The sequence below is a fragment of the Flavobacterium sp. KS-LB2 genome (assembly GCF_036895565.1).
Lineage (GTDB): Bacteria > Bacteroidota > Bacteroidia > Flavobacteriales > Flavobacteriaceae > Flavobacterium.
Genome location: NZ_CP145904.1, coordinates 2855622 through 2879284 on the forward strand (window position 1 = coordinate 2855622; position 23663 = coordinate 2879284).

General features: G+C 34.0%; 25 protein-coding genes. 12 read left to right on the top strand and 13 right to left on the bottom strand.

Features of this window, described 5'->3' with window-relative positions; translation table 11 throughout:
• Positions 1–11 precede the first annotated feature (11 nt).
• The 3 genes from V5J73_RS12285 to purE all read left to right on the top strand — a co-directional run bounded on the left by V5J73_RS12285 (position 12) and on the right by purE (position 3497).
• Positions 12–1655 (top strand): DUF1501 domain-containing protein, encoded by a 1644-nt coding sequence (locus V5J73_RS12285; RefSeq protein ID WP_338646246.1) that lies wholly within the window; start codon positions 12–14, stop codon positions 1653–1655.
• Between the two features lie 100 nt (positions 1656–1755).
• Positions 1756–2907 (top strand): 5-(carboxyamino)imidazole ribonucleotide synthase, encoded by a 1152-nt coding sequence (locus tag V5J73_RS12290; RefSeq protein WP_338646247.1) that lies wholly within the window; start codon positions 1756–1758, stop codon positions 2905–2907.
• A gap of 107 nt (positions 2908–3014) precedes the next feature.
• On the top strand, positions 3015–3497 hold the full coding sequence (gene purE / locus V5J73_RS12295; protein WP_338646248.1) for a 5-(carboxyamino)imidazole ribonucleotide mutase: 483 nt from the start codon (positions 3015–3017) through the stop codon (positions 3495–3497).
• A gap of 48 nt (positions 3498–3545) precedes the next feature.
• Here the strand turns inward: purE and V5J73_RS12300 are convergent, their stop codons facing one another.
• The gene (locus V5J73_RS12300) at positions 3546–4217 is read right to left on the bottom strand and encodes a hypothetical protein (protein WP_338646249.1); all 672 of its coding nucleotides are present in this window, start codon (positions 4215–4217) and stop codon (positions 3546–3548) included.
• Between the two features lie 228 nt (positions 4218–4445).
• Between V5J73_RS12300 and V5J73_RS12305 the strand changes: the two genes are divergently transcribed.
• A complete protein-coding gene (locus tag V5J73_RS12305; protein ID WP_338646250.1) occupies positions 4446–6473 on the top strand; it encodes a M3 family metallopeptidase in 2028 nt (675 codons plus the stop codon).
• Positions 6474–6602: 129 nt separating this feature from the next.
• On the top strand, positions 6603–7064 hold the full coding sequence (locus V5J73_RS12310; RefSeq protein WP_315167230.1) for an SRPBCC family protein: 462 nt from the start codon (positions 6603–6605) through the stop codon (positions 7062–7064).
• On the opposite strand, the gene V5J73_RS12315 is transcribed toward V5J73_RS12310, so the two are convergent.
• Positions 7044–7856 carry a hypothetical protein gene (locus tag V5J73_RS12315; protein WP_338646251.1) on the bottom strand — a complete coding sequence of 271 codons (813 nt, stop codon included), beginning with the start codon at positions 7854–7856 and terminating at the stop codon, positions 7044–7046. The two genes, V5J73_RS12310 and V5J73_RS12315, sit on opposite strands and share 21 nt — an antisense overlap.
• A gap of 146 nt (positions 7857–8002) precedes the next feature.
• Between V5J73_RS12315 and gcvP the strand changes: the two genes are divergently transcribed.
• From gcvP to V5J73_RS12345, 6 genes are all read left to right on the top strand, one after another.
• Positions 8003–10852 carry an aminomethyl-transferring glycine dehydrogenase gene (gene gcvP, locus V5J73_RS12320; protein WP_338646252.1) on the top strand — a complete coding sequence of 950 codons (2850 nt, stop codon included), beginning with the start codon at positions 8003–8005 and terminating at the stop codon, positions 10850–10852.
• Positions 10853–11158: 306 nt separating this feature from the next.
• Entirely contained in the window at positions 11159–12217 is a 1059-nt protein-coding gene (locus V5J73_RS12325; RefSeq protein ID WP_338646253.1) for a 3-oxoacyl-ACP synthase III family protein, read from the top strand.
• Between the two features lie 235 nt (positions 12218–12452).
• Positions 12453–12980: a methyltransferase gene (locus tag V5J73_RS12330; RefSeq protein WP_338646255.1), complete on the top strand. Its 528-nt coding sequence runs from the start codon at positions 12453–12455 to the stop codon at positions 12978–12980.
• A 94-nt stretch (positions 12981–13074) separates the two neighbouring features.
• Complete coding sequence (locus tag V5J73_RS12335) at positions 13075–13923, top strand: glycosyltransferase family 2 protein (RefSeq protein WP_338646257.1); 849 nt, start codon at positions 13075–13077, stop codon at positions 13921–13923.
• A 68-nt stretch (positions 13924–13991) separates the two neighbouring features.
• The gene (locus V5J73_RS12340) at positions 13992–14741 is read left to right on the top strand and encodes an MlaE family ABC transporter permease (RefSeq protein ID WP_338646258.1); all 750 of its coding nucleotides are present in this window, start codon (positions 13992–13994) and stop codon (positions 14739–14741) included.
• Complete coding sequence (locus V5J73_RS12345) at positions 14738–15499, top strand: ABC transporter ATP-binding protein (RefSeq protein ID WP_338646259.1); 762 nt, start codon at positions 14738–14740, stop codon at positions 15497–15499. Before V5J73_RS12340 ends, V5J73_RS12345 begins: the two co-directional genes overlap by 4 nt.
• Before the next feature lie 3 nt (positions 15500–15502).
• Here the strand turns inward: V5J73_RS12345 and V5J73_RS12350 are convergent, their stop codons facing one another.
• Together V5J73_RS12350 and V5J73_RS12355 are read right to left on the bottom strand one after the other, a co-directional pair.
• Positions 15503–16105 carry a SprT-like domain-containing protein gene (locus V5J73_RS12350; protein WP_113636767.1) on the bottom strand — a complete coding sequence of 201 codons (603 nt, stop codon included), beginning with the start codon at positions 16103–16105 and terminating at the stop codon, positions 15503–15505.
• Between the two features lie 12 nt (positions 16106–16117).
• Complete coding sequence (locus V5J73_RS12355; RefSeq protein WP_338646260.1) at positions 16118–16795, bottom strand: SDR family NAD(P)-dependent oxidoreductase; 678 nt, start codon at positions 16793–16795, stop codon at positions 16118–16120.
• 131 nt (positions 16796–16926) lie between these two features.
• Between V5J73_RS12355 and V5J73_RS12360 the strand changes: the two genes are divergently transcribed.
• Positions 16927–17496 carry a GNAT family acetyltransferase gene (locus V5J73_RS12360; RefSeq protein ID WP_338646261.1) on the top strand — a complete coding sequence of 190 codons (570 nt, stop codon included), beginning with the start codon at positions 16927–16929 and terminating at the stop codon, positions 17494–17496.
• 1 nt (position 17497) lies between these two features.
• On the opposite strand, the gene V5J73_RS12365 is transcribed toward V5J73_RS12360, so the two are convergent.
• From V5J73_RS12365 to V5J73_RS12405, 9 genes are all read right to left on the bottom strand, one after another.
• Positions 17498–18478: a M28 family peptidase gene (locus V5J73_RS12365; protein WP_338646262.1), complete on the bottom strand. Its 981-nt coding sequence runs from the start codon at positions 18476–18478 to the stop codon at positions 17498–17500.
• Positions 18479–18497: 19 nt separating this feature from the next.
• On the bottom strand, positions 18498–19151 hold the full coding sequence (locus V5J73_RS12370; RefSeq protein WP_338646263.1) for a hypothetical protein: 654 nt from the start codon (positions 19149–19151) through the stop codon (positions 18498–18500).
• A 4-nt stretch (positions 19152–19155) separates the two neighbouring features.
• Positions 19156–20190 carry a D-alanine--D-alanine ligase gene (locus tag V5J73_RS12375; protein WP_338646264.1) on the bottom strand — a complete coding sequence of 345 codons (1035 nt, stop codon included), beginning with the start codon at positions 20188–20190 and terminating at the stop codon, positions 19156–19158.
• Between the two features lie 10 nt (positions 20191–20200).
• Positions 20201–20911, bottom strand: coding sequence for an NRDE family protein (locus V5J73_RS12380; protein ID WP_338646265.1), 711 nt, complete (start codon positions 20909–20911; stop codon positions 20201–20203).
• Positions 20899–21387 carry a DinB family protein gene (locus V5J73_RS12385; RefSeq protein WP_338646266.1) on the bottom strand — a complete coding sequence of 163 codons (489 nt, stop codon included), beginning with the start codon at positions 21385–21387 and terminating at the stop codon, positions 20899–20901. Before V5J73_RS12385 ends, V5J73_RS12380 begins: the two co-directional genes overlap by 13 nt.
• Before the next feature lie 9 nt (positions 21388–21396).
• On the bottom strand, positions 21397–21777 hold the full coding sequence (locus tag V5J73_RS12390) for a DoxX family protein (protein ID WP_338646267.1): 381 nt from the start codon (positions 21775–21777) through the stop codon (positions 21397–21399).
• A 12-nt stretch (positions 21778–21789) separates the two neighbouring features.
• Positions 21790–22248 (bottom strand): YHS domain-containing (seleno)protein, encoded by a 459-nt coding sequence (locus V5J73_RS12395; RefSeq protein ID WP_338646268.1) that lies wholly within the window; start codon positions 22246–22248, stop codon positions 21790–21792.
• A 2-nt stretch (positions 22249–22250) separates the two neighbouring features.
• Positions 22251–22850: a peroxiredoxin-like family protein gene (locus V5J73_RS12400; RefSeq protein ID WP_338646269.1), complete on the bottom strand. Its 600-nt coding sequence runs from the start codon at positions 22848–22850 to the stop codon at positions 22251–22253.
• A gap of 80 nt (positions 22851–22930) precedes the next feature.
• Positions 22931–23608, bottom strand: coding sequence for a Crp/Fnr family transcriptional regulator (locus V5J73_RS12405; RefSeq protein ID WP_338646270.1), 678 nt, complete (start codon positions 23606–23608; stop codon positions 22931–22933).
• Positions 23609–23663 lie beyond the last annotated feature (55 nt).

A 23663-nucleotide genomic window follows, 5' to 3' on the forward strand; every position in this document is an offset into this window, starting at 1 on the left:
CAACAAATATCATGAGAAGAAGAAATTTTATTAAATTGACTTCAACAGCTAGCGCACTTTCATTATTGCCTACAGAAGTTTTTGCTCTTTTTAAATCTGCAGGAATGACGACCTGTCCTGATTCTAACTCAAAAAAAATAGTTTTAATTCAATTGGCAGGGGCTAATGATGGATTAAACACTATTGTACCTCTAAATCAATATGACACTTATGCTTCCTTACGACCAAATATAAAGCTTAATAATATTGGGCAAGCAAATGGCGTAATCAATCTAGATTCAACTGTACCTTTAACAAACCAAGTGGGATTACATCCTTCTTTGACTGGTTTTAAAGACTTATATGACAAAGGGTTTATGAGAATCATTCAAGGTGTTGGCTATCCCTCTCAAGATAAATCTCATTTTAAATCGACTGATTTGTGGCTAACAGGAGGTGACGGCACAATGGCAAATAATTATTTTGACAGTGGATGGATAGGACGTTTTCTAGAGAATTATTACACTGCCTTTTTAAATTCAAATTTTCCTTTAGGCATTCAATTAGGGAGTAGCGATAATTCGTTAGGTTTCCATGGAGTTATCGAGCATGGAATGTCTCTAAATATAAGTGGTCAGGATTTATCAGGATTTTATTCTGTCGTAAATGGCTTAGGTGGAACTCCCCCAACAAATATTCCTGATTCAGAATATGGAGGCTTAATCCAATATATAATTAATAATGATACCTCTACAAATTCTTATGCCCAGACTATTACTAACTCATTTAATTCAGGCTCTAATTCTTTAACATATCCAAATACGAGTTTATCCAATCAGTTAAAAACAGTCGCTCGTTTTATTTCAGGAGGTCTTGAAACTAAGGTATATTTAGTTAAAGTAGGAGGATTTGATACTCATGATATGCAGGTCGCGGCTAACAATACTACACATTTAGGTAATCATGCGAATCTTTTAACTCAAATATCCGAAGCAATCAACTCTTTCATTACAGATTTAAACAATCAAAACATAGCTAATGATGTTGTAGCTATCACTTTTTCAGAATTTGGACGAAAAGCGGGAGAAAATGCAAGTTTAGGAACTGATCATGGTGAAATTGCCCCAATGTTTGTTTTTGGAAATGCTATAAACCCAGGTATATCAGGAACAAATATTAATTTATCCGAAGCAGTTTCGACTAATAATTATCAAGTAAGAACTGTTCAGCATGATTACAGAAGAGTTTTCAGTACAGTACTTCAAGATTGGTTTGGAACAAGTAATAAGACATTAGATCTCACTTTCTATAATAATACTACCAACATTGGATTTTCAAATAACAAAATTGCAGATTTAATAAAAACTCAAAACATAGTTAATGCAACTTGCTATACCGACAATTTACTATCTACTAATGAATATAAGAACAATTATGAGGTAATTGTTTATCCTAATCCAGTATCAGAACTCCTAACAATAAACGCTCCTAACAACAATGATATTCTTGCTGTTTCTATTTACTCTATGGATGGAAAATTTATTGGAAAATATAAGAACCCTCTAGCCTACAGTCAGTTTTCTATAAACATTGAAAATTTATCAGTAGGATTCTACAACTTGAAGATTGAAACCAACAATGGTGTTTTCTCAAAAAAAATAATTGTGAGACGGTAAACAACATGAATATTGAATCACCCTTAGAACTATTTTACAACACGTATCTTTTAATTATTAATCATTATAAAGTATCTTTGCCTAAACATACAACTAGACAATGAATTATTTTTCTTCTGATTTTAAATTGGGAATTCTTGGCGGTGGACAACTGGGCAAAATGCTATTGTTTGACACCCGAAAATTCGACATACAAACTTATGTTCTTGATCCAAGTGATGAAGCACCATGTAAAATAGCCTGTAATCATTTTTTTAAAGGTGATTTAATGGATTTTGAAACGGTTTATAACTTTGGTAAAAAAGTGGACGTTTTAACTTTTGAAATTGAGTTGGTAAATCTAGAAGCTTTAATAAAACTCGAGGACGAAGGATTAAAAGTATACCCTTCTCCAAAAACGTTGAAACTGATTCAAAACAAAGGAATTCAGAAAGATTTCTATACTCAAAATACTATTCCAACAGCAAATTACAAACGTTTTCACGATTTGAAAAGTCTAGTTGTTTCTATATTAGATTCAAAAACAAAACTGCCATTTGTGTGGAAATGTACGGAATTTGGCTATGATGGTAATGGTGTAAAAGTGATCCGCCATATTTCGGACTTGGATAATTTAGCGAATGTAGAATGTATTGCTGAAGAAATGGTTCCGTTCAAAAATGAATTGGCCGTTATTGTTTGTCGCAATCCTTCCGGTGAAATCAAAACGTATCCTGTGGTGGAAATGGAATTTCATCCCGAAGCCAATCAAGTAGAATATGTGATTTGTCCTGCTCGAATTGATGAAAAAGTTGCTGAAAAAGCAAGAGCAATCGCATTGAATGTTTCCGAAAAATTCAATCATGTGGGATTATTAGCTGTAGAAATGTTTCAAACTGAGGACGATGAAATCCTCGTGAACGAAGTGGCTCCACGCCCGCATAATTCCGGTCATTATTCTATTGAAGCCAGCTATACGTCACAATTTGAAAACCATTTGCGTGCTATTCTTGATTTACCTCTGGGAAATACAGACAGTAAAGTAGCTGGAATTATGGTAAATCTAGTAGGCGCCGAAGGTTTTTCCGGAAATGTAGTGTATGAAAACATCGAAAAAATATTGGGCTGGAATGGTGTTACGCCACACATTTACGGAAAAAAACAAACACGTCCTTTTAGAAAAATGGGACATGTCACCATCGTAAACGAAGACATCAATGAAGCAAGAAGAATTGCCGAGAATGTAAAGAATACGATTAGAGTAATAAGTTAATTGAAAGATTGAAAAAATTAAAGATTAAACAATTCAGAACACCAACTAAATTGAATTTCTCAATAATCTTTAAATACTTAAATCTTTAAATCTTTAAATAAAAAACAATGAAAGTAGCCGTAATAATGGGAAGCATATCCGATATGCCCATCATGCAAGAAGCCATAGATATCCTAAAAGCATTTGAAATAGAAATTGAAGTCGATATCGTTTCGGCACACAGAACTCCCGAAAAATTATTTGATTTCAGCAACAATGCACACACTCGCGGAATTTCGGTAGTAATAGCAGGTGCTGGCGGAGCAGCGCATTTGCCAGGAATGGTCGCTTCTATGTCGCCACTTCCAGTAATTGGCGTGCCAATAAAATCAAGTAATTCCATTGATGGCTGGGATAGCGTATTATCCATTCTGCAAATGCCAGGCGGAGTTCCCGTAGCAACCGTTGCCTTAAACGGAGCAAAAAATGCAGGAATTCTTGCCACTCAAATTATAGGAAGTCACAATAAAAGTGTGATGGAAAAAATAATTAAATACAAAACAGGATTGAAAGAAGCCGTTAACATCGCTTCTGAAAGTTTACAGAAATAGAAAAAGCTCCTTGATGGAGCTTTTTTCATTTATTTAAATCTTGAAACATTATTCAGCATTAACCACGATTTCAAGAACTCCTTCAAATTCTGATGCAATAATATCGTCTTTACTTAACCAATATTCAGAAGTCATAATCGTATAATTCACATTATCCGTAGTCTTAACATCCCATAAAATGTCTTCGGCTTCTGGGAAAAGAGCATTTTCAGTCATCTGACTATCAAATAATCGTTTAATTAAATTACTACCCGACAATCCGTTGTTTAATAATTTTAAAATACTTTCTTTAGTCAATTCGTTTTCATTTTCACCTTCTGCTGGCGTCAAACTGCATTCGATAATAGTCGCTTTTGCATTAGGAAAAGTACCGTTGTATGCTTTGAAAAGCAATTGATTAATATGAAACAAAGTCGAATGCAATCCTATCTCTGGATATTCTTCACATACTTTATCCAAAAACATATCATTCGAAATTTGCTGAATCTGACCTTCATTTAAAGCTTCAGATAATTTGTATTCCAATACAATTGCAGCAGCATCTCTGGCTTCAAAATCAGAAATTGCCATAAATAACAATTCTCTTAAACTGGCAGCATCTGCCTCAGCTGCATCTGGATAATCAAATTTTTCAAGTAGTTTAATATAATCTTCATTTGTCCAATATTCTTCCACCTCATCAACAGTATTCGCTCTATTTATTGTAATTTGATACTTCATCTTTTCTTTAAATTTATTATATTTTTTCTGATTAGTCTTCTATAAAACGAATCATTTTTTCACAATTTAGGGCTTTATTACTGCCAAACGAAATAAATAACATTTAAATAACACTTTATAGTGCGCTATTTTGGCCCAAATCAATTCCCTAGACAACCCCATTTTTTTTATTAAATCCGTACCTTTGATTTCTTTTAAATATCGAATTATTTTTATTACAAAATACAAATGAGCATCCTAACACACCATTTCAATACAAAATACAATACTGCGCCTTTTTCGAAAATTAAAAACGAAGATTTTCTTCCTGCTTTTCAAAAAGGAATCGAATTGGCAAAAGCCGAAATCGATGCTATTGTTCGAAATCCGATACAACCAACTTTCGAAAATACGATTGAAGCATTAGCTTTCAGCGGCGATGTTTTGGACAGAATTTCAAGCATCTTTTTCAACTTGAATTCTGCAGAAACTAATGATGAAATTCAGAAAATCGCCCAGGAAGTTTCACCTTTATTGTCTGAATTTGGAAATGACGTTCGTCTTAATCCAGATTTATTCGCCAGAGTAAAAACGGTGTATGAGCAACGAGAAAAACTGAATCTAAATCCAGAGCAAACCACTCTTTTAGACAAAAAATACAAGAGTTTTTCCAGAAACGGAGCGAATTTGCCCGAAGACAAAAAGAATGAATTAAGAGAAATCGACAAAGAATTATCGAAATTGAGTTTGCAATTTGGCGAAAATGTTTTAGCCGAAACCCAAGCCTATCAATTGCATATTACAAATGAATCCGATTTAGCCGGTTTACCAGACGGAACTATCGAAGCTGCACATTCTTTGGCAAAAATCCAAGAAAAGCAAGGCTGGATTTTTACCTTAGATTATCCAAGTTATGTTCCGTTTGTGACCTATGCAGATAATCGTGAATTGCGCAAGAAAATGGCAATCGCTTTTGGCGCGAAAGGCTTTCAAAACAATGAATTTGACAATCAGGAAATTGTGCTTAAAATTGCCAAATTACGTTTTGACAGAGCACAAGTTTTAGGTTACGCCACGCACGCGCATTTTGTGCTTGAAGAACGCATGGCCGAAAGCCCAGAGAAAGTAAAAACATTCTCGAATGATTTATTGGAAAAAGCCAAACCGGCAGCTCTGAAAGAATTTGCACAACTGACTGATTTCGCAAAAGAGCAACACGGAATTGAACATCTCGAAAAATGGGATGGCGCGTATTACTCGGAGAAATTGAAACAGCAATTATTCAATTTGGATGATGAAATATTAAAGCCTTATTTTCAATTAGAAAAAGTTCTGGACGGTGCTTTTGCAGTAGCGCAAAAATTATTCGGAATTACCTTTGAAGAAATTTTTGAAGTGGATAAATACCACGAAGAAGTAAAAACATACGCAGTAAAAGACGAAGACGACCAACTGGTTGCTGTTTTTTATGCTGATTTCTTTCCAAGAAAAGGCAAACGAAACGGTGCATGGATGACGTCTTTTAAATCGCAATATATCAAAAAAGGAAGCAACGAAAGACCGCATATTTCAATTGTATGCAATTTCACGAAACCTACTGAAACGAAACCATCATTATTAACTTTTAACGAAGTTACGACTTTGTTTCATGAATTTGGTCATGCATTGCACGGCATGTTAGCCAACACAACATATCCAAGTCTATCAGGAACTTCAGTATATTGGGATTTTGTAGAATTACCAAGCCAGATTTTAGAAAACTGGTGTTACGAACCGGAAGCTTTGGCTTTGTTTGCGTATCATTATCAAACTGGCGAAATGATTCCGATGGAATTAGTACATAAAATTAAAGAAAGCGCGAGTTTTCAGGAAGGAATGGCAACGATGCGCCAATTGAGTTTTGGATTATTAGATATGGGATGGCATGCGCAAGATCCTTCCAATATCAAAGACATCAAAGCTTTTGAATCCGAACAATTTGCAGCCACACAATTGTATCCTGATGTAAAGGAGAATGCAATGAGCACTTCTTTTTCCCATATTTTTCAAGGTGGTTATTCATCTGGTTATTACAGCTACAAATGGGCCGAAGTTTTGGATGCTGATGCTTTTGAATATTTTCAAGAAAAAGGCATTTTCAATAAAGAGGTAGCCACAAAATTCAAAGAAAACGTGCTGTCTAAAGGCGGAACAGAACATCCGATGATTTTGTACAAACGCTTTAGAGGACAAGAACCAAAACCGGATGCATTATTGAGAAGAGCAGGATTGGTATAAGTATAAATATTTGAAACCCGAAGTATAATGCTTCGGGTTTTTTAATACCCTTTTAGCACAGAAAGCTAAAAACAACAATTTATTCTTGAATTACTTTAAATGTATTATTAAAAACAAAAAACATTTGATATGATAACAACTATTAAGGTTTTAACTAAAATAAATGCCCCAATACAAACTGTTTTTGATCTATCCAGAGATATTGACACACACCAAGAATCTGTCAATTTCACTAAAGAAACTGCAATTGACGGAATCACTTCCGGGTTAATCAATTACAACGAAACCGTTACTTGGCGAGGCAAACATTTTGGTGTTTATTTGACCCATAAAAGCCGAATCACAGCCATGAATTTATACGACTATTTTGTTGATGAAATGGAAGAAGGAAAATTCAAATCGTTCCGACATGAACATATATTTAATGAAAAAGACGGAGTTACTATAATGAAGGATAAATTACATTATGAAGTTCCCTATGGATTCTTTGGAGAATTATTTGATTTACTGTTTTTAAAAAATCACATGATTAATTTTATCATCGAAAGAAATAAAACATTGAAAGCTTTATCAGAAAATGAGAAGCAATAACCACCAAACAATCGGCACACTTTCTACCCAAAAGGAAGTGTAATATTTAGACCGTTTTTCATTTGCAAAAAGCATAAGTAATGAAATGACAATCACTAAAATCAAGTTGATAATCAATTGGTTTTTGTCAAAATTACTTTTAAAAAATTCTAAAAAATAAAACGGAAGTAAAAGTAACAACCCTAATATTTTAGTGTGCTTCACTCCTATTTGCTGTGGCACGGTTTTTAAATGCGGATCGTCTTTTGCCAAATCAATAATTTCAAAAATAAGTACCAATACAAAAATCAAGATAAAGCGTTGCATACATTTTAAATAGAAATCGGAAGTAATTGGAACTTCAGCATTCAAAACTGGCAAAGCCAATGTCACTCCTACCCAGCATAAAGCCACAATATAAATTTTTACACCAGCCCAATTTCTGGCATTTTTCTTATTTGGAAAAAAGGGAAGTGTATACAATAATGTTAAACTTAAAAAAACAATAGCAACAATCTGGGTAATCCGTTCCAGTTGAAAAAAATAGTATCCAACACAAAAAAGAGCAAAAAAACTAGATAAGATAATCATTTTCAACTCTTTGCGCATTTGCAATCGTTGAACTCTGGCCAGTGCGTCATATTTTACAAAATTATATCCTACAATTGTACCAAAAAAAGCAAAGTTAGCGACTGGCTCATCTACTGAAATGTGGAACATATGTTGCGTCATTCTAACCAAGGCATAACAAGATAAAGCCACGTGAATGCTACTATTTAAATAAAAATCGAAAATTAGTTTCAAAAACCTCATTAGACAAAATTAATCAAAGTGTTAACAAGAATGGCTTTTAGTTGAAAAATTCACAGAAAATCAAGTTAAAAAAGTCTTTTAATAGCAGATTAATATTTATTTTTACACCCTTTAAAACAAGAAACACACAACCCATTTTATACACAATGAAAACAGACGCTTTTGCATTAAGACACATTGGCCCAAGAGAAAATGATCTAGAACACATGTTGAAGACAATTGGGGCAGCAACACTTGACCAACTGATCCATGAAACTATCCCAAGTGATATTCGTTTAAAATCTGATTTGGACTTAGAGCCTGCAATGACTGAATATGAGTTTGCAAATCACATTCAAAAATTAGGGAATAAAAATAAAGTTTTTCAATCTTATATAGGTTTAGGATACAATGCGGCCATTATCCCTGCGGTAATCCAAAGAAATGTTTTTGAAAACCCAGGATGGTATACAGCGTACACACCATATCAAGCAGAAATTGCACAAGGTCGTTTAGAAGCTATTTTGAATTTCCAAACCATGGTTATCGAATTGACCGGAATGGAAATCGCTAATGCTTCTTTATTAGATGAAGGAACTGCAGCTGCTGAAGCAATGGCATTACTTTTTGATGTTCGTTCTCGCGATCAAAAGAAAAATAACATTAACAAATTCTTCGTTTCAGAGGAAATATTACCACAAACTTTATCCGTTTTACAAACACGTTCTACACCAATTGGCGTTGAATTAGTAATTGGAAACCACGAAACATTCGATTTTTCATCGGAATATTTTGGAGCAATCTTGCAATATCCAGGTAAATTTGGACAAGTTCATGATTATACGGCTTTTATCACTAAAGCAGCCGCAAACGAAATAAAAGTAGCCGTTGCTGCAGATATTTTGAGTTTAGTAAAACTGACTCCTCCGGGAGAAATGGGAGCTGCAGTAGTTTTAGGAACCACACAACGTTTCGGAATTCCTTTAGGTTATGGAGGTCCACACGCCGCTTATTTTGCTACAAAAGAAGAATACAAAAGAAGCATGCCGGGGAGAATCATCGGCGTAACGGTTGATACTGATGGAAATCGGGCTTTGCGTATGGCATTACAAACCCGTGAGCAACACATAAAACGTGATAAAGCAACCTCAAATATTTGTACTGCACAAGTATTACTGTCAGTAATGGCAGGAATGTATGCTGTGTATCACGGTCCAAAAGGATTACAATACATAGCTAACAAAGTACATGCTTCCGCAGTGACTTTGGCAAACACATTAGAAAAATTAGGTTTCTCACAAATCAATACTGCATTCTTTGACACCATTGCTGTTCAGGCTGATGCCAAAAAATTAAAAGCGATTGCTGAACAAAACGAAATCAATTTTTACTATGTTGACGAAAATACCGTTTCAATTTCTTTAAATGAAACAACAAGTATTGCTGATTTAAATAAAATCGTTGCTGTTTTCGCTTCCGCAAAAGGAACTCAAGCAACAACAATTGATAATTTATCAGAAACCAATCATTTTCCAGAAAGCATTAACAGAACATCAACGTTCTTACAACATGATGTTTTCAACAAATATCATTCTGAAACCGCGCTAATGCGTTACATCAAAATGTTGGAAAGAAAAGATTTAGCATTGAATCACTCCATGATTTCATTGGGTTCTTGCACGATGAAGCTAAATGCAGCTTCAGAAATGTTGCCTTTAAGTCTGGCACAATGGAATAATATTCACCCATTTGCACCATTGGATCAAGCACAAGGATACCAAGAAATGCTGGCTAAATTAGAACAACAATTAAATGTTATTACAGGTTTTGCAGGAACAACATTACAACCTAATTCAGGAGCTCAAGGAGAATATGCCGGATTAATGGTAATTCGTGCGTACCACCAATCAAGAGGAGATTACCATAGAAACATTGCTTTAATTCCATCATCTGCTCACGGAACAAATCCAGCTTCAGCAGCGATGGCAGGAATGAAAGTAGTAGTTACTAAAACATTGGAAAACGGAAACATTGACATTGAGGATTTACGTGAAAAAGCAATTCTTCACAAAGACAATCTTTCTTGTTTGATGGTAACCTATCCATCTACTCATGGTGTTTTTGAAAGCGCCATCAAAGAAATCACACAATTGATTCACGATAACGGTGGACAAGTATATATGGATGGTGCCAATATGAATGCGCAAGTTGGATTAACAAATCCTGCTACAATTGGCGCTGATGTTTGCCACTTAAACTTGCACAAAACATTCGCTATACCTCATGGAGGTGGTGGACCAGGTGTAGGACCAATATGCGTTGCACCTCAATTAGTTCCATTTTTACCAACTAATCCTATAATTCCAACAGGAGGTTCAACCGCTATTACGGCAATTTCTGCTGCACCTTGGGGTTCAGCATTGGTTTGTTTGATCTCGTATGGTTACATCTGCATGCTTGGCGCTGAAGGATTGAAACAATCTACTGAATACGCCATTTTGAATGCAAACTATATCAAAGAGAAATTAAACGGTCATTATGATACGTTGTATTCTGGAGAAATGGGTCGTGCAGCTCACGAAATGATTTTAGAATGCCGTCCTTTTAAAGAAAAAGGAATTGAAGTAACTGATATTGCTAAACGTTTGATGGATTATGGTTTTCATGCTCCAACCGTTTCTTTCCCAGTAGCCGGAACTTTAATGATTGAACCTACTGAAAGTGAAAACCTAGAAGAGTTAGATCGTTTTTGTGACGCCATGATTGCGATTAGAAAAGAAATTGAAGCTGCTACTTTAGACAATCCAAATAATGTATTGAAAAATGCGCCACATACTTTAATGATGGTAACTACTGATACTTGGAATTTCCCATACACTCGTGAAGCTGCTGCATTTCCACTAGAATACATTGCCGAAAACAAATTCTGGCCTACCGTTCGTAGAGCTGATGAAGCATATGGTGATAGAAATTTAGTTTGTTCTTGTGCGCCAATTGAAGCGTACATGGAAAACTAATTCTCCAACTATTACATAAAAACAAAATGCCTCGGTAAATCGAGGCATTTTGTTTTATTTCACAAAAAATATTCTATTTCCACATTGAAAATAAATACAAAATATAAATTCATAAAAAACATCTTGTTTTATCAATCGCTACAATTAGAAAATAAATATCGCATCATTTTTTGCGATTCGTAATAAAATAATCAATATTTTTGCCAATAAACTATTATTTCATAATTATATGCATGCATAGTAAATTTTGTGAGTCTAATAATATTTTAATTATTAAATTAGCATCAAATTTGGAAATTTAACGCAATGAAAATAAAAATAGCTGGAATAGGAAGTTATATCCCTGAGAAAAAAGTAAGCAATACTGACTTTAGTGAACATGTTTTTTTGAATGAAGACGGAACAGCTTTTGGCTACCCAAATGAAGTAGTCATTAATAAATTTAAAGGAATAACAGGAATAGAATACAGGCGTTATGCAGAAGACCAATACACCTCCTCCGATTTAGCGTTTTTTGCCTCTCAAAAAGCTATAGAAAATGCTGGAATTAATCCAGAAACAATTGACTACATTATATTTGCTCACAACTTTGGCGATGTAAAAACAGGAACAAATCAATCTGATATGCTTCCAAGTTTAGCCACACGTGTTAAGAATAAATTACAAATAAAAAATCCAAAATGCGTTGCCTACGATATCCTTTTTGGATGTCCGGGATGGATTGAAGGTGTAATGCAAGCAAATGCTTTCATAAAATCTGGCATGGCAAAACGTTGTTTGGTAATTGGCGCAGAAACACTTTCCAGAGTTGTCGATGCACATGATAGGGATTCCATGATTTATTCGGATGGAGCAGGTGCTTCTATCATTGAAGCTTCTGATGATGAAACAGGAATGCTAGCTTATGAAAGCGCCACTTACGCAAATGATGAAGCTAATTACTTGTTCTTTGGAAAATCATACAACCCCGATTTAGATCCAGACATTCGTTACATAAAAATGTACGGACGTAAAATCTACGAATTTGCATTAAGCCAAGTTCCTGCAGCCATGAAAAGTTGTTTGGACAAAAGCGGATTAGGCATTGATGATGTAAAAAAGATACTTATTCATCAGGCCAATGAAAAAATGGACGAGGCCATAATTCAGCGCTTTTACAAATTATACGACAGACCCGTTCCAAAAGATATCATGCCCATGAGCATTCATGAACTTGGAAATAGCAGTGTCGCCACCGTTCCTACTCTTTTCGACTTGTTAATTCGCGGAGAAATAGAAAACCAATCCATACAAAAAGGCGATGTTCTAATCTTTGCATCCGTAGGAGCTGGAATGAACATTAACGCATTTGTTTACAGATATTAAAATTTTGAGGAACACAACAATCAGAAGCTAATCCGGCTGTACACTACAATTCCTCACTACAAAACTTGTTTTTCTAAGGTGCAAGAAAGCTTCTTTCAGTCGCTTTTTGCACCTTGAAAAACTACATTTTGAAGCTCCGGGATTTTCATTCCCATCCGGGCTAAAAAACAATGCCCAAAAACACATTTATTACTATATTTGTGCCTTCGTGCCCTAGCGGCAAAATCAAAAAAACATGTACGAAAAAACGTTTCCCAATAAAAGATTCAAACATACTTTAGAATTTCTAAAAAAACACGTCTCAACTTCAGAAACCATATTAGATTTAGGCGTAGAAAATCCTTTTTCTAAAATCATGAAATCCGAAGGATTTGCAGTTACAAATACAACAGGAGAAGACTTAGACAAAGACCAATCCGTATTTTCAACAGAAAAAAAAGATGTGGTAACCGCTTTCGAAATCTTTGAACATTTATTGAATCCTTACACGATTTTAAGCGAAATAAAATCAGATAAACTTTTTATATCTATCCCAATGCGCTTGTGGTTTTCACCAGCTTATCGAAGCAAAACCGATATGTGGGACAGACATTACCATGAATTTGAAGATTGGCAATTGGACTGGCTTTTGGAAAAAACAGGTTGGAAAATAGTCGACCGTGAAAAATGGACAAATCCCGTAAAGAAATTTGGTCTTCGTCCCTTATTGAGAAAATTTACCAACAGATATTATATTGTTTACGCTGAAAGAGCTAAGATTTAAGATTGTTGATTAACGAATGTCGATTTATGATTGTGATAAAGGATGTAAAAATCTGAAATCAAGAATCGTTAATCTCCATTCAAAAATATTTTAAATGAATTATTATATTGTTATTCCGGCTCATAACGAAGAAGCTTTCATCGCTTTAACTTTAGATTCTTTGATTTCTCAAACTGTTTTACCCAAAAAAGTAGTGATTGTCAATGACAATTCTACTGATAAAACAGCTGAAATAGTAACCGCTTACGCCAAAGAAAATCCGTTTATCTCTTTAGTAAATAAAACTTCCAGCGCAATACATTTACCGGGAAGTAAAGTTATTCAGGCTTTTCATAAAGGATTCGAAACATTGGACGAAGAGTATGATGTCATCGTAAAACTGGATGCCGACTTAATTCTGCCCAACAATTATTTCGAGACTATTTTAAATATTTTCGAAAAAGATGCAACAATAGGAATGGCTGGCGGATTTGCATACATTGAAAAAAATGGCGAATGGATTCTGGAAAATCTAACCGATAAAGATCATATTCGTGGCGCATTCAAAGCCTACAGAAAAGCATGCTTCCAACAAATAGGGAATTTAAAACCGGCTATGGGTTGGGATACTGTTGATGAATTATTGTCAAAATTTTACGGCTGGAAAGTCGTTACCGATGCTTCCTTAATCGTGAAACATTTAAAACCAACTGGAGCAAATTACAACAAAACAGCCCGTTATAAACAAGGAGAAGCGTTTTACACTTTAGGATATGGTTTTTTAATCACTTCCATCGCTTCGGCAAAATTGGCAATGATGAAAAAAAGACCAGTACTCTTTTTAGATTATATAAAAGGATTTTGGAAAGCAAAAGCGGCAAAAACTCCATTATTGGTGACCGCAGAACAAGCTAAATTCATTCGTAAGTATCGTTTAAAGAAAATGAAAGAGAAAATTTTCTAACGAAAACTAATAACGCAAAAGGTATAACTCATAACTATTTTTGTAATTTAGCCTATAATCACATAACTATGATGCTCATTCGATATATAACGCAGATAGGAAGATACTTCTTGATGCTAAAAGAAATTTTCAATAAACAGACAAAATGGTCTGTCATGAGAAATCTAATTTTCAAAGAAATAGATGATTTAATTATTGGTTCTCTTGGTATTGTAGCGTTCATTTCTTTCTTTGTTGGCGGTGTTGTTGCCATACAAACTGCATTGAACTTGACCAATCCTTTAATTCCAAAATATCTGATTGGTTTTGCTACGCGGCAATCGGTAATTTTAGAATTTGCGCCTACGTTTATCTCAGTTATTATGGCTGGAAAAATGGGCTCCTTTATCACATCAAGTATTGGAACCATGAGAGTTACTGAACAAATCGACGCCCTTGAAGTGATGGGAGTTAATTCGCTAAACTACTTGGTTTTCCCAAAAATAATTGCATTACTCCTTTATCCTTTTGTTATTGGAATCAGTATGTTCTTGGGAGTTTTAGGTGGCTGGATGGCCGGAGTTTATGGCGGATTTACATCAAGTGCCGAATTTATAAATGGCGCACAATTGGATTTTATACCATTCCATATCGTTTATGCTTTCCTTAAAACATTGATTTTTGCTATGTTATTAGCAACTATACCTTCTTTTCACGGATATTACATGAAAGGTGGTGCACTCGAAGTAGGACGCGCAAGTACCGTTTCCTTTGTTTGGACATCGGTTACCATAATTACTTTTAATTACATATTAACTCAATTGCTACTTGGCTCATGATAGAAGTAAAAAACGTAGAAAAATCATTTGGCGGTATCAAAATCCTTAAAGGCGTTTCAACAGTTTTTGAAACTGGAAAAACGAATTTAATTATTGGACAGAGTGGTTCTGGGAAAACCGTTATGCTCAAAAGTCTTTTAGGAATTCACACACCAGAATCAGGAACAATCGCATTTGACGGAAGGATTTATTCTGAATTAAATCCAGATGAAAAACGAGATTTACGAACAGAAATTGGAATGGTTTTTCAAGGAAGCGCCTTGTTTGACTCTATGACTGTAGCCGAGAACGTAGGTTTTCCCTTGAAAATGTTCACCAAAGACAACAATTCAAAAATTCAAGAACGCGTTGACTTCGTATTAAAAAGAGTGAATCTTACAGATGCACATAAAAAACTACCTTCGGAAATTTCAGGAGGAATGCAAAAACGAGTTGCGATTGCACGCGCGATTGTAAACAATCCAAAATACCTGTTTTGTGATGAACCAAACTCTGGTTTAGATCCAAATACAGCTATTTTGATTGACAATTTGATCAAAGAAATTACCGAAGAATACAACATTACAACAGTCATCAACACACATGACATGAACTCTGTGATGGAAATTGGAGAGAAAATTCTATTTTTAAAAGATGGTTTAAAAGCTTGGGAAGGAACCAAAGAAGAAATTTTTAGAACTGATAACGAAGCCGTTGTAGCTTTTGTTTATTCTTCTAATTTGTTCAAAAAAGTACGAGAAGCATATTTGAAAGAATAAAGGCTAACTCGATTTCAACAACTCCACCTCAGCATTTGGATTGAATAAATAAGTCTTTCCGGAACTCATTTCCAAGCATTCAAAACGCTTGGTTCTTATGGCTATTTTCTTGAAAATCTTTCCGTTTTGGATTCGGAAAACACTGCCGTACGGAATTTCAAAAACATAATTCTTATCATTTTGTTGGTCAAATTGTTTCAAGGCTAATGCCAAAGTAGCATCGGTATCACTACTGGCAGTCGGATTTTTGAAATGTCTTGCCAACAAAGGCAACAAATGATTCGGAAAAATTTCTGGTCGAATGTAAGGAATCATCAATCGCTGAAAAGAATATTTCCATTCGTTTCCATGAGGCTTAATGTTTCGTCCGAACTTTTCAAAAGCTACCAAATGCGAAATTTCATGAATCAATGTAATCAAAAACTTGTATTTATTCAAATTTGAGTTTACCGTAATTTCATGTTTTCCATTTAACCCTTTTCTATAATCCCCATGACGCGTCTGACGCTCATTCACAATCTTAAGATGCACTTGATTGGCAACAATAAGTTCGAAAACGGGTTTTACCGCATGTTCGGGAATATATCTGGCTAAAGTTTCGCTCAAAGTAGTTATAAATTATGGATTTGTTGAAGAAACTTGCAATACTTTCCCATTGAAATATTTATTTCCCGTCAAAGTAAAATCATAAATATAATTTGCCATTTCACTCGCTGATATTGGTGCTTGGTAACCAGGAAAAGCTTCTGCTAGCATTTCAGTTTGTACCGAACCTAAAGCCAAAACATTGAACGAAATCCCACGCTCTTTGTATTCTTCTGCTAACAACTCTGACAGTGTAATAACAGCTCCTTTACTAGAACTATAAGCTGCCAATCCGGCAAACTTTAAACTTCCCTGAATTCCACCCATAGAACTTATAGTTACAACATGACTCCCTTTTTGTAAATAAGACAGACAAGTTCGAGTCAAATTAGCAACTCCAAAAACATTGACTTTATAGATATTTTCGAAATCTTCCTGAGTTGTTTCTGAGAAAGGTTTTAGCAATAAACTTCCTGCGTTATGAACGACTGCGTCTATTTGTTTCCAAGATTTGGATAAAAAATCGCTTACTTTAACTAATTCAGACTCAGTAGCTAAATCAACTGAAAGACAGGTAATATTTTCGTTGCCCAATAAAGCTTGAGGAATTTTTCTAGAAATGGCTAACACTTGGTGTCCCGCATTGGCAAATTGTAATGCCAATTCAAATCCTATACCTCTACTCGTTCCTGTGATGATGATATTTTTCATAGAGCAAAAATAAACAAAAACGATAAAAAACTAATGCTTTAAGCAAAGGATTCTTGCTGTAATAAAAATTAAAGATTCCTATAATTTTACTTATTTTTGGTAATCCAAATTAACATCTGAATTTTCATAAAATGACAGAAAGCATACAATTCGAAACTGCAAAAATAAGTGATATTGATGGCGTATTGGCATTACAGGAATTGTACCTTGTAGCTAATTTATCCGAAGAAGAAAAAGCTTCCGGGTTTGTTACCACGCCATTTACCATTGAGCAACTAACCGAAGTCATCAATAAAAATAACTTATTTATTGCTAAAGACAATAACAAAATCATTGCTTACATTTTCGCAGGAAGTTGGGATTTTTTCAAACAATGGCCCATTTTCAAGTATATGAGTTCCTTGTTTACGGAGCTGACCTTTTTGGATTTTGAAATCACCACAAACAATAGTTTTCAATATGGCCCTATTTGCATTCACAAAGAATATCGCGGCAAAGGATTGATAACGCCACTGTTTGAATTCATGAGAACACACATGCTTCATAAATATCCATTGGCCTTAACTTTCATCAATAAAATTAACATTCCGTCAACGAAAGCGCATACCGAAAAACTAAAATGGACTATTATTGGAGATTTTCAATTCAACAATAACGAGTACTTTATTTTGTCGTATGATATGAGTCAGGCAGTTTCTTAAACTATTTAAGCATTATGATTTCTTGTGCCTCCGTGTTTGCCATTTGTGTTACAGCAGGCAAAAATTCCTGAATAAATGAAGTCATGTGCGGAATATCCATAGCTTTGAAATCATCAGAAACATGATGATAGAATTCAAAATTTTCAAAATCAAATGTACTCACAGATTGGCAAGGCACTTTGAAAACATCATAAAAAGAGAAGTTATCTGACCTGTAGAATAATTTATATTCGGCTTCTTTCGGAAGAAAACCAATCGTATTTTTACCAGTATATTCATTGATTTTACCTGCCATATTAGATTTATCAAAACCAGTAATATAAGCTAGATAATCTCTTTTCATTGGTACACCAATCATTTCAATATTGAACTGAGCATACAATTTAAAATCCTGTGCTTTCAGTTTTTTGGCTAAATGTTTAGACCCTAATAACCCTTTTTCTTCTCCTGCAAAAAACACAAAAAGAATGCTTCGTTTATTATTTTTGGCAATACTGAAGTATTTCGCCATTTCAGCAACTGCAGTTGTTCCTGATGCATCATCATTGGCTCCATTATTTATAAAATCACCATTTATGCCTTTTTTATCCAAGCCAATATGATCGTAATGAGCACTTAAAATTATAAATTCATTTTTAAGAACCGCGTCGCTTCCTTCAATAAAACCTACTATATTGAAAGCTGGTTCTTTAAATGTAGACAAGGTATCGCGATACGATTTGAAATAGGGTTTCACATTATTATTTTTGAATAACTGCTCCAAATAATCAGCGGCTTTTACCATTCCTACTTTTCCGGTTTCCCTTCCTTCCAATTCATCCGAAGCTAAATATTTCAAAGTTTTAGCAACGTCACTTTCATTAACTTTATAAGGAACTTCTATCGTTTTTAAATTTGAATCACTAGCGATTTGAGCAATTACAACCGAACTTGAAAAACAACCGAAGAAAACCAAAGAAAGAGACAGGAATGCTTTTTTCATAATATTAAGATTTATTTTTTTATAATCTGACTTTATTTCTATAATATTTCTTGTAGACTTTTACCATTTGAACAATAGCTAAAACTACAAAAAATGACGGAATTATTACTGGCATTACATATTTAGAAAAGCCGGTTGTGTTTTGAGACAAGGTATTTAATATCAAAACCAAAGTCATCATTCCAAAAAATGTACCTATTAAAGTCCCTGAAACATAATATAATTTTAGCTTATTTACAATGGAGATATAATTTCCATTCATCAAATAAAGATTCCACCCGGTCCAAAATGGCAATTGAAGGAAATTGATACAATTCAAAAACACACCAATCAGGAAAGGAGAATACATTGCATATTTCTCTAGAATACCTGGCTCTTCCATTGTTTGATTGGAATTAGCATAAAAAGAATACCCTAAAATCAGCAGAAAGAAAACGGCAAAAAAATCAATAATCTTCATTAATTTTTTATTGTTGACCAATTGTTTTGCAAAAATTAAAGTGAAATAAATCACAAACATCTCCACAAAAATCACTCCCAATAAAAAGAGAATCAAACTTTTCATTCCTGTTTTTGAATAAATTTCAAAACCTACTACATTCAAATATCCCAAAGGTATCGAACCGATAAAGCTCACTAAAAAACCAACAAAAATGTTCTTTAATGCCTTCATGATTTTAGAAATTTACAATTTTATTGCTTTGTTCCAAATGCATTCTGTATTCCTTCATACCGTCTTTATGCAGTAAATAAGGAGCACCATTTTTATGGTTTGCCACACTTATTTCATACATATAGGTAATGTGACGCGCGAGTTCTTTCCATGCAAAAAGCAAAGAATGCTTTGGGTCATAAATGTGTGTGGGTTCGCTAGCAGCACCATTAAGCTCCACGACTGAAAAGTTCGATCCTTGTTCTAATTCTGAAATTGTATTGTACATCACATCCAATCTACCAAAGTAGAAACCTGGAATTTGCAGACACATTTCGTTTATTGTTTCCGTCAATTTTGGTGTTATCCAATGACTTCCATCAATGAATTTTGCACCTCGTGCATGGTTCCCATAAGGCACCAAATTCAATTTTTCTCCTTTTGGAAGAATATGAAGTAGTTTTTTTCCGTATTCCTGTTTCAAAACCTTTAATTGTAATTCGTATCGCGGATTTTGTTTAATTAATTCTTCTACGGTAGAGAATCCGTTTCCGGTAATAATTAGAAATTCTTTGGAAACTATTCCTGTAATTCTGCCGGTTTTTTCATGAGGATAACGCACATAAAAAATCCCAACTTCGTTATCAAACGGAATTAAATCCTGCACTACATAATCGAAATTTGCTTTTTCAGCATATTCTTTTAAATCTTGAACGGTATTTATTTTTTTGACCCCAGATCCTCGCAGTCCAATATCTGGTTTTGCAATCAGAGGATATTTTATTTTTGCTACTTCAATCACATTTAAAACATCTTCAAGAGCAGTTCCTTCTTTTATTAATTCCGTTTTTGGATAATACTGTTGTGGAATCAAATTGTAGATTTCTTTTTTGGACTCCATCATAAAACCGCCATTTTTTATGGTTGGATTAGACGCATTAAAGAAAAAAATAGACTTTGCTTTGATAGAATAGTAGGACCATAAAAAATAAATAGGAATGTAAACAATCTGGAAAGGCCAATATTCCCAATGGGTAATTTTATGAAAAAATAGTTTCAAAATATATTTTTTAGACGGTGATAAATGAGGTCGAAAAGTCCTGCTTTGCAATCAAATCGTAATGCAATATAGCTACTTTATTTTTTTCAATAACCGCTTGTGTGATACTCAACGTTTTCATTTCATCATTTCTATTGATAACCAAACCGTTTTCATCATTTTCTTCTTCGGTGTAGCGATGAAAATCGTGCATTTTTGATTCGGAAATCTCAGAATTTTCATCCATAAAAGTATGAAACCAGTTGGCACGTTTTTCTCGAATCGATGAGGTATACAAAGTCGATGAAGACCAAATATGATTTTGATGAATATCTAAAGTAATTGTTTCTTTCTCTTTTCCGTTCCAGCGCAATTGAAATAGCGCATTGTTTTGAAATAAAACTAACGTAAAAGGTTCTATGTTTTCCAAATCAATTTCGCTCCAAAAATCCTTTGGCGATAAGCTACTAATCATGTCTAAAACAATCAAGCCACGGCTTTTTCGATACGAAAGCTTTACTTCATGCTTTTCATCAGCACCGTTTAAGAGTACTAAAATTACTCCATCTGCATTAGCCACAAACCACGTTCCTCCTGCTTTTGGGTCTTTGGGAAAAATAAGATTTTTTCCGTTTACGGTATAACTTCTTGGAGGTATTGCACTCGGTCTTACTGTTTTTTCATCCCGATTTGAAGTAATGATAATTTTATCATTCGTTGCTACAAAACTTACTGTGCACATTGATTTCTATATTCTATAGTAGAGCGGGCAACTCCAAAATTAGGATCAATTGTTACTGTTTCGCATTGCAAAATAGCCACTTTTATAAGTGCCTGATGATGAATGCAATGTTCTAAATTATAAAGCAACTCCCTGAAATAATTACTTTCAATTCGAATTTCTTCTCCATCAATAATTTGTAACAATTCGATGTCTTTATTTTCTTTTTCTAAATTTTGTTGAATCAACACTATACTTTCAATGGCAAAAGCGGTATCCGTTTGAATACGACTGTTTCGTTCTCTTTTGTCATAATTCACAATGCCTAAATCATATTGATTTTCTAGGCACTGAAACATTTCAATAATATGTCTTGTATGCTCTCCAATAGTTGCATTACTTAACTCTGCACAGGAATTAGAATATTCATTTTGTGACAATTGCCTGAGCAGATCAATTAGTTCGTTTAAACTATTATTAATAGAAGGTATTAGCATATTTAAGTTTTAATTCAACAAATTCATTATTCTAGTTCTATCTTTAAAAACTAAACCAACACAACAAAGAAAGGTAATTAGCGCCAAAATAAAAAGTGTACCACCATCATTTTTCACTTCAATCCCCAACACAAAAAGATGCGCAAAAATCGCACCAACCATAACACCGCAACCTATTACAGCTCCTACTAGTGAAGTTCTTGGAATTAAAATTAAAATTGCAGTAATCAATTCAGCAATTCCAGTACCAATCCTTCCATACGGTTCTACTCCCAAAGCAGAAAAAATATAGACAGACTCTTCGCTTCCCGTAAATTTGAAGTACAACGTTTGCACTAAAATCACTGCCACAGCTAGTCGAAGTATCCAAAAAAATACAATTGATTTCATAAATCCTATTTTTTATTTAGTCATTTTACTCCAGTTTACATCAGCCTTCATCATCAATCTAGATTCTTCTTTGTTCCAGGTTTTCAATGTATTATTAAAAAAAGCATTGTAAAACAAATACAGTTTCTCATCAATAATTTTGAAAGTCTCTGGATTTACAGACACTTTTTCGTTAGAGTCGCCCATTGCAAAAGCACACCAACCACCGTATTGTGGTTCAAACTTTGAAGGATTCTTCAAGAAATATTCTTTATTTACTGGCGTCGAAAAATAATAAACCACGCCTTCATGTGATGCTGCTATTTCTTTTTTTCCTTTCACTGCTCTACCTTGTTTAAAATAAGCCACAGGATCATATCCTTGGATAGCCAAATTTTTTTCAAGGTTAAAATGGGATATTCGCTTGTTATCCTTTTGCGAAAAACTAGAAAAACTAGACAGCACGATTAATATAAATAGTAACTTTTTCATGATTATTTATCTAAAGATTTTGCAGCAGCAATTAATAAATCATTTGAAATTCTATTTTTGAAATTAGGTGTAATGTGTTCAAATTCTATTTCAGCATTTGTATTCAAGATAAACACCGAAGGAACTGGTAAAAAAGAATTATTTGCTCCCTCAGATCCTTTAATTACTATTGGTTTATAATTTTCTGGAGCTTGAAAAGCAATACCAACCGCTTTAGATAATTCGCCTGTACTGTCTGATAATAACAAATAATTCAATTTTTCTTTCTCATCAGTAACTTTCAAGTTTTTTGGAGCATCTGGACTTATTGCGATAATTTGATATCCCAAATCCAACAATTCTTTTTCGGCTTCGGCCAAAGCTGCTAAATGAGCGTTACAATACGGACACCAACCGCCACGGTAAAAAACTAAAATCGTTTTTTTCTTACTGATTAATGCTGCTAAATCAACATCCGTATTTTCTACTGATTTTAAAATAAAATTAGGGATTTTTTCTCCAATGAGTAATGGAGCAATTTCTGTGGATATTTTAGGTAAATCATTTTGAGCTTGAGCAGACAAACCAATTACAAATAGAGCCAAACAAATTATTTTTTTCATAGTGATACATTTTAATGTTCTAAAACTACTGTGCTATTTCGAAATGATTTGTCGGCTATGTTACAGTTCTAGTAAAATAATTACAATTTACTAATATCCGTTATAATTATTTCTTTCCTACTATAAATTAGAGTACCATTTGCTTCCATTTCATTGAGCAATTGGGTGGCAGTTTGTCTTGAAGTACAAATAATTTGTGCCATATCATTTTGGGTTAGGTAATTTTCAATAACCACGGTATTTTCAGTTCGTACCCCTTCTTTCTCCGCCCAATCTTTTAAGAACTGAAACAATCGGGTTTTAGCATCTTTAGAAATCAAATTAGAATAACTGTTTTTAATGCGTTTCATTTTAAGCCCGACAAACTTAGTGTATGACAAAGCCAGACTTGGATTTCGCAATAATAAATCTTCAAAATCCGACATTAGAAAACTACAAATAGCCACGTCATCTGAAAGTACTTTTGCATATTCATTGGACTGGCTGTCAGCTTCCAAAGTCAGTTCTCCAAATAAATCTCCTTTTTGAATAATATCTTTAATCGTTTCATTGCCATCTTCATCGACCGCAACAATCTTTATGTTTCCTTTTTTTAGCAGAAAAATTCTCGGCAAATCCGATGAAGAAAAATAAATGATTTCGCCTTTCTGAGCTTTTTTAAAACCGGTAATAATACACAATTGTCTGATTTGTCCAAAACTCAATGTCCTGAATAATTTATGATCGCGCAAATACCAATATTTTAAATCCTCGTACATGAAAAATTATTTCCGTAAATGTATTAAAAAAATAAAACCCTTTACAACCGAAATT

What these genes read in the sequence shown, in the direction of transcription:
- V5J73_RS12285 (WP_338646246.1), top strand. Translation starts at nt 12, where the DNA reads ATGAGAAGAAGAAATTTTATTAAATTGACTTCAACAGCTAGCGCACTT.
- V5J73_RS12290 (WP_338646247.1), top strand. Translation starts at nt 1,756, where the DNA reads ATGAATTATTTTTCTTCTGATTTTAAATTGGGAATTCTTGGCGGTGGA.
- purE (WP_338646248.1), top strand. Translation starts at nt 3,015, where the DNA reads ATGAAAGTAGCCGTAATAATGGGAAGCATATCCGATATGCCCATCATG.
- V5J73_RS12300 (WP_338646249.1), bottom strand. Translation starts at nt 4,217, where the DNA reads ATGAAGTATCAAATTACAATAAATAGAGCGAATACTGTTGATGAGGTG.
- V5J73_RS12305 (WP_338646250.1), top strand. Translation starts at nt 4,446, where the DNA reads ATGAGCATCCTAACACACCATTTCAATACAAAATACAATACTGCGCCT.
- V5J73_RS12310 (WP_315167230.1), top strand. Translation starts at nt 6,603, where the DNA reads ATGATAACAACTATTAAGGTTTTAACTAAAATAAATGCCCCAATACAA.
- V5J73_RS12315 (WP_338646251.1), bottom strand. Translation starts at nt 7,856, where the DNA reads ATGAGGTTTTTGAAACTAATTTTCGATTTTTATTTAAATAGTAGCATT.
- gcvP (WP_338646252.1), top strand. Translation starts at nt 8,003, where the DNA reads ATGAAAACAGACGCTTTTGCATTAAGACACATTGGCCCAAGAGAAAAT.
- V5J73_RS12325 (WP_338646253.1), top strand. Translation starts at nt 11,159, where the DNA reads ATGAAAATAAAAATAGCTGGAATAGGAAGTTATATCCCTGAGAAAAAA.
- V5J73_RS12330 (WP_338646255.1), top strand. Translation starts at nt 12,453, where the DNA reads ATGTACGAAAAAACGTTTCCCAATAAAAGATTCAAACATACTTTAGAA.
- V5J73_RS12335 (WP_338646257.1), top strand. Translation starts at nt 13,075, where the DNA reads ATGAATTATTATATTGTTATTCCGGCTCATAACGAAGAAGCTTTCATC.
- V5J73_RS12340 (WP_338646258.1), top strand. Translation starts at nt 13,992, where the DNA reads ATGATGCTCATTCGATATATAACGCAGATAGGAAGATACTTCTTGATG.
- V5J73_RS12345 (WP_338646259.1), top strand. Translation starts at nt 14,738, where the DNA reads ATGATAGAAGTAAAAAACGTAGAAAAATCATTTGGCGGTATCAAAATC.
- V5J73_RS12355 (WP_338646260.1), bottom strand. Translation starts at nt 16,795, where the DNA reads ATGAAAAATATCATCATCACAGGAACGAGTAGAGGTATAGGATTTGAA.
- V5J73_RS12360 (WP_338646261.1), top strand. Translation starts at nt 16,927, where the DNA reads ATGACAGAAAGCATACAATTCGAAACTGCAAAAATAAGTGATATTGAT.
- V5J73_RS12365 (WP_338646262.1), bottom strand. Translation starts at nt 18,478, where the DNA reads ATGAAAAAAGCATTCCTGTCTCTTTCTTTGGTTTTCTTCGGTTGTTTT.
- V5J73_RS12370 (WP_338646263.1), bottom strand. Translation starts at nt 19,151, where the DNA reads ATGAAGGCATTAAAGAACATTTTTGTTGGTTTTTTAGTGAGCTTTATC.
- V5J73_RS12380 (WP_338646265.1), bottom strand. Translation starts at nt 20,911, where the DNA reads ATGTGCACAGTAAGTTTTGTAGCAACGAATGATAAAATTATCATTACT.
- V5J73_RS12385 (WP_338646266.1), bottom strand. Translation starts at nt 21,387, where the DNA reads ATGCTAATACCTTCTATTAATAATAGTTTAAACGAACTAATTGATCTG.
- V5J73_RS12390 (WP_338646267.1), bottom strand. Translation starts at nt 21,777, where the DNA reads ATGAAATCAATTGTATTTTTTTGGATACTTCGACTAGCTGTGGCAGTG.
- V5J73_RS12395 (WP_338646268.1), bottom strand. Translation starts at nt 22,248, where the DNA reads ATGAAAAAGTTACTATTTATATTAATCGTGCTGTCTAGTTTTTCTAGT.
- V5J73_RS12400 (WP_338646269.1), bottom strand. Translation starts at nt 22,850, where the DNA reads ATGAAAAAAATAATTTGTTTGGCTCTATTTGTAATTGGTTTGTCTGCT.
- V5J73_RS12405 (WP_338646270.1), bottom strand. Translation starts at nt 23,608, where the DNA reads ATGTACGAGGATTTAAAATATTGGTATTTGCGCGATCATAAATTATTC.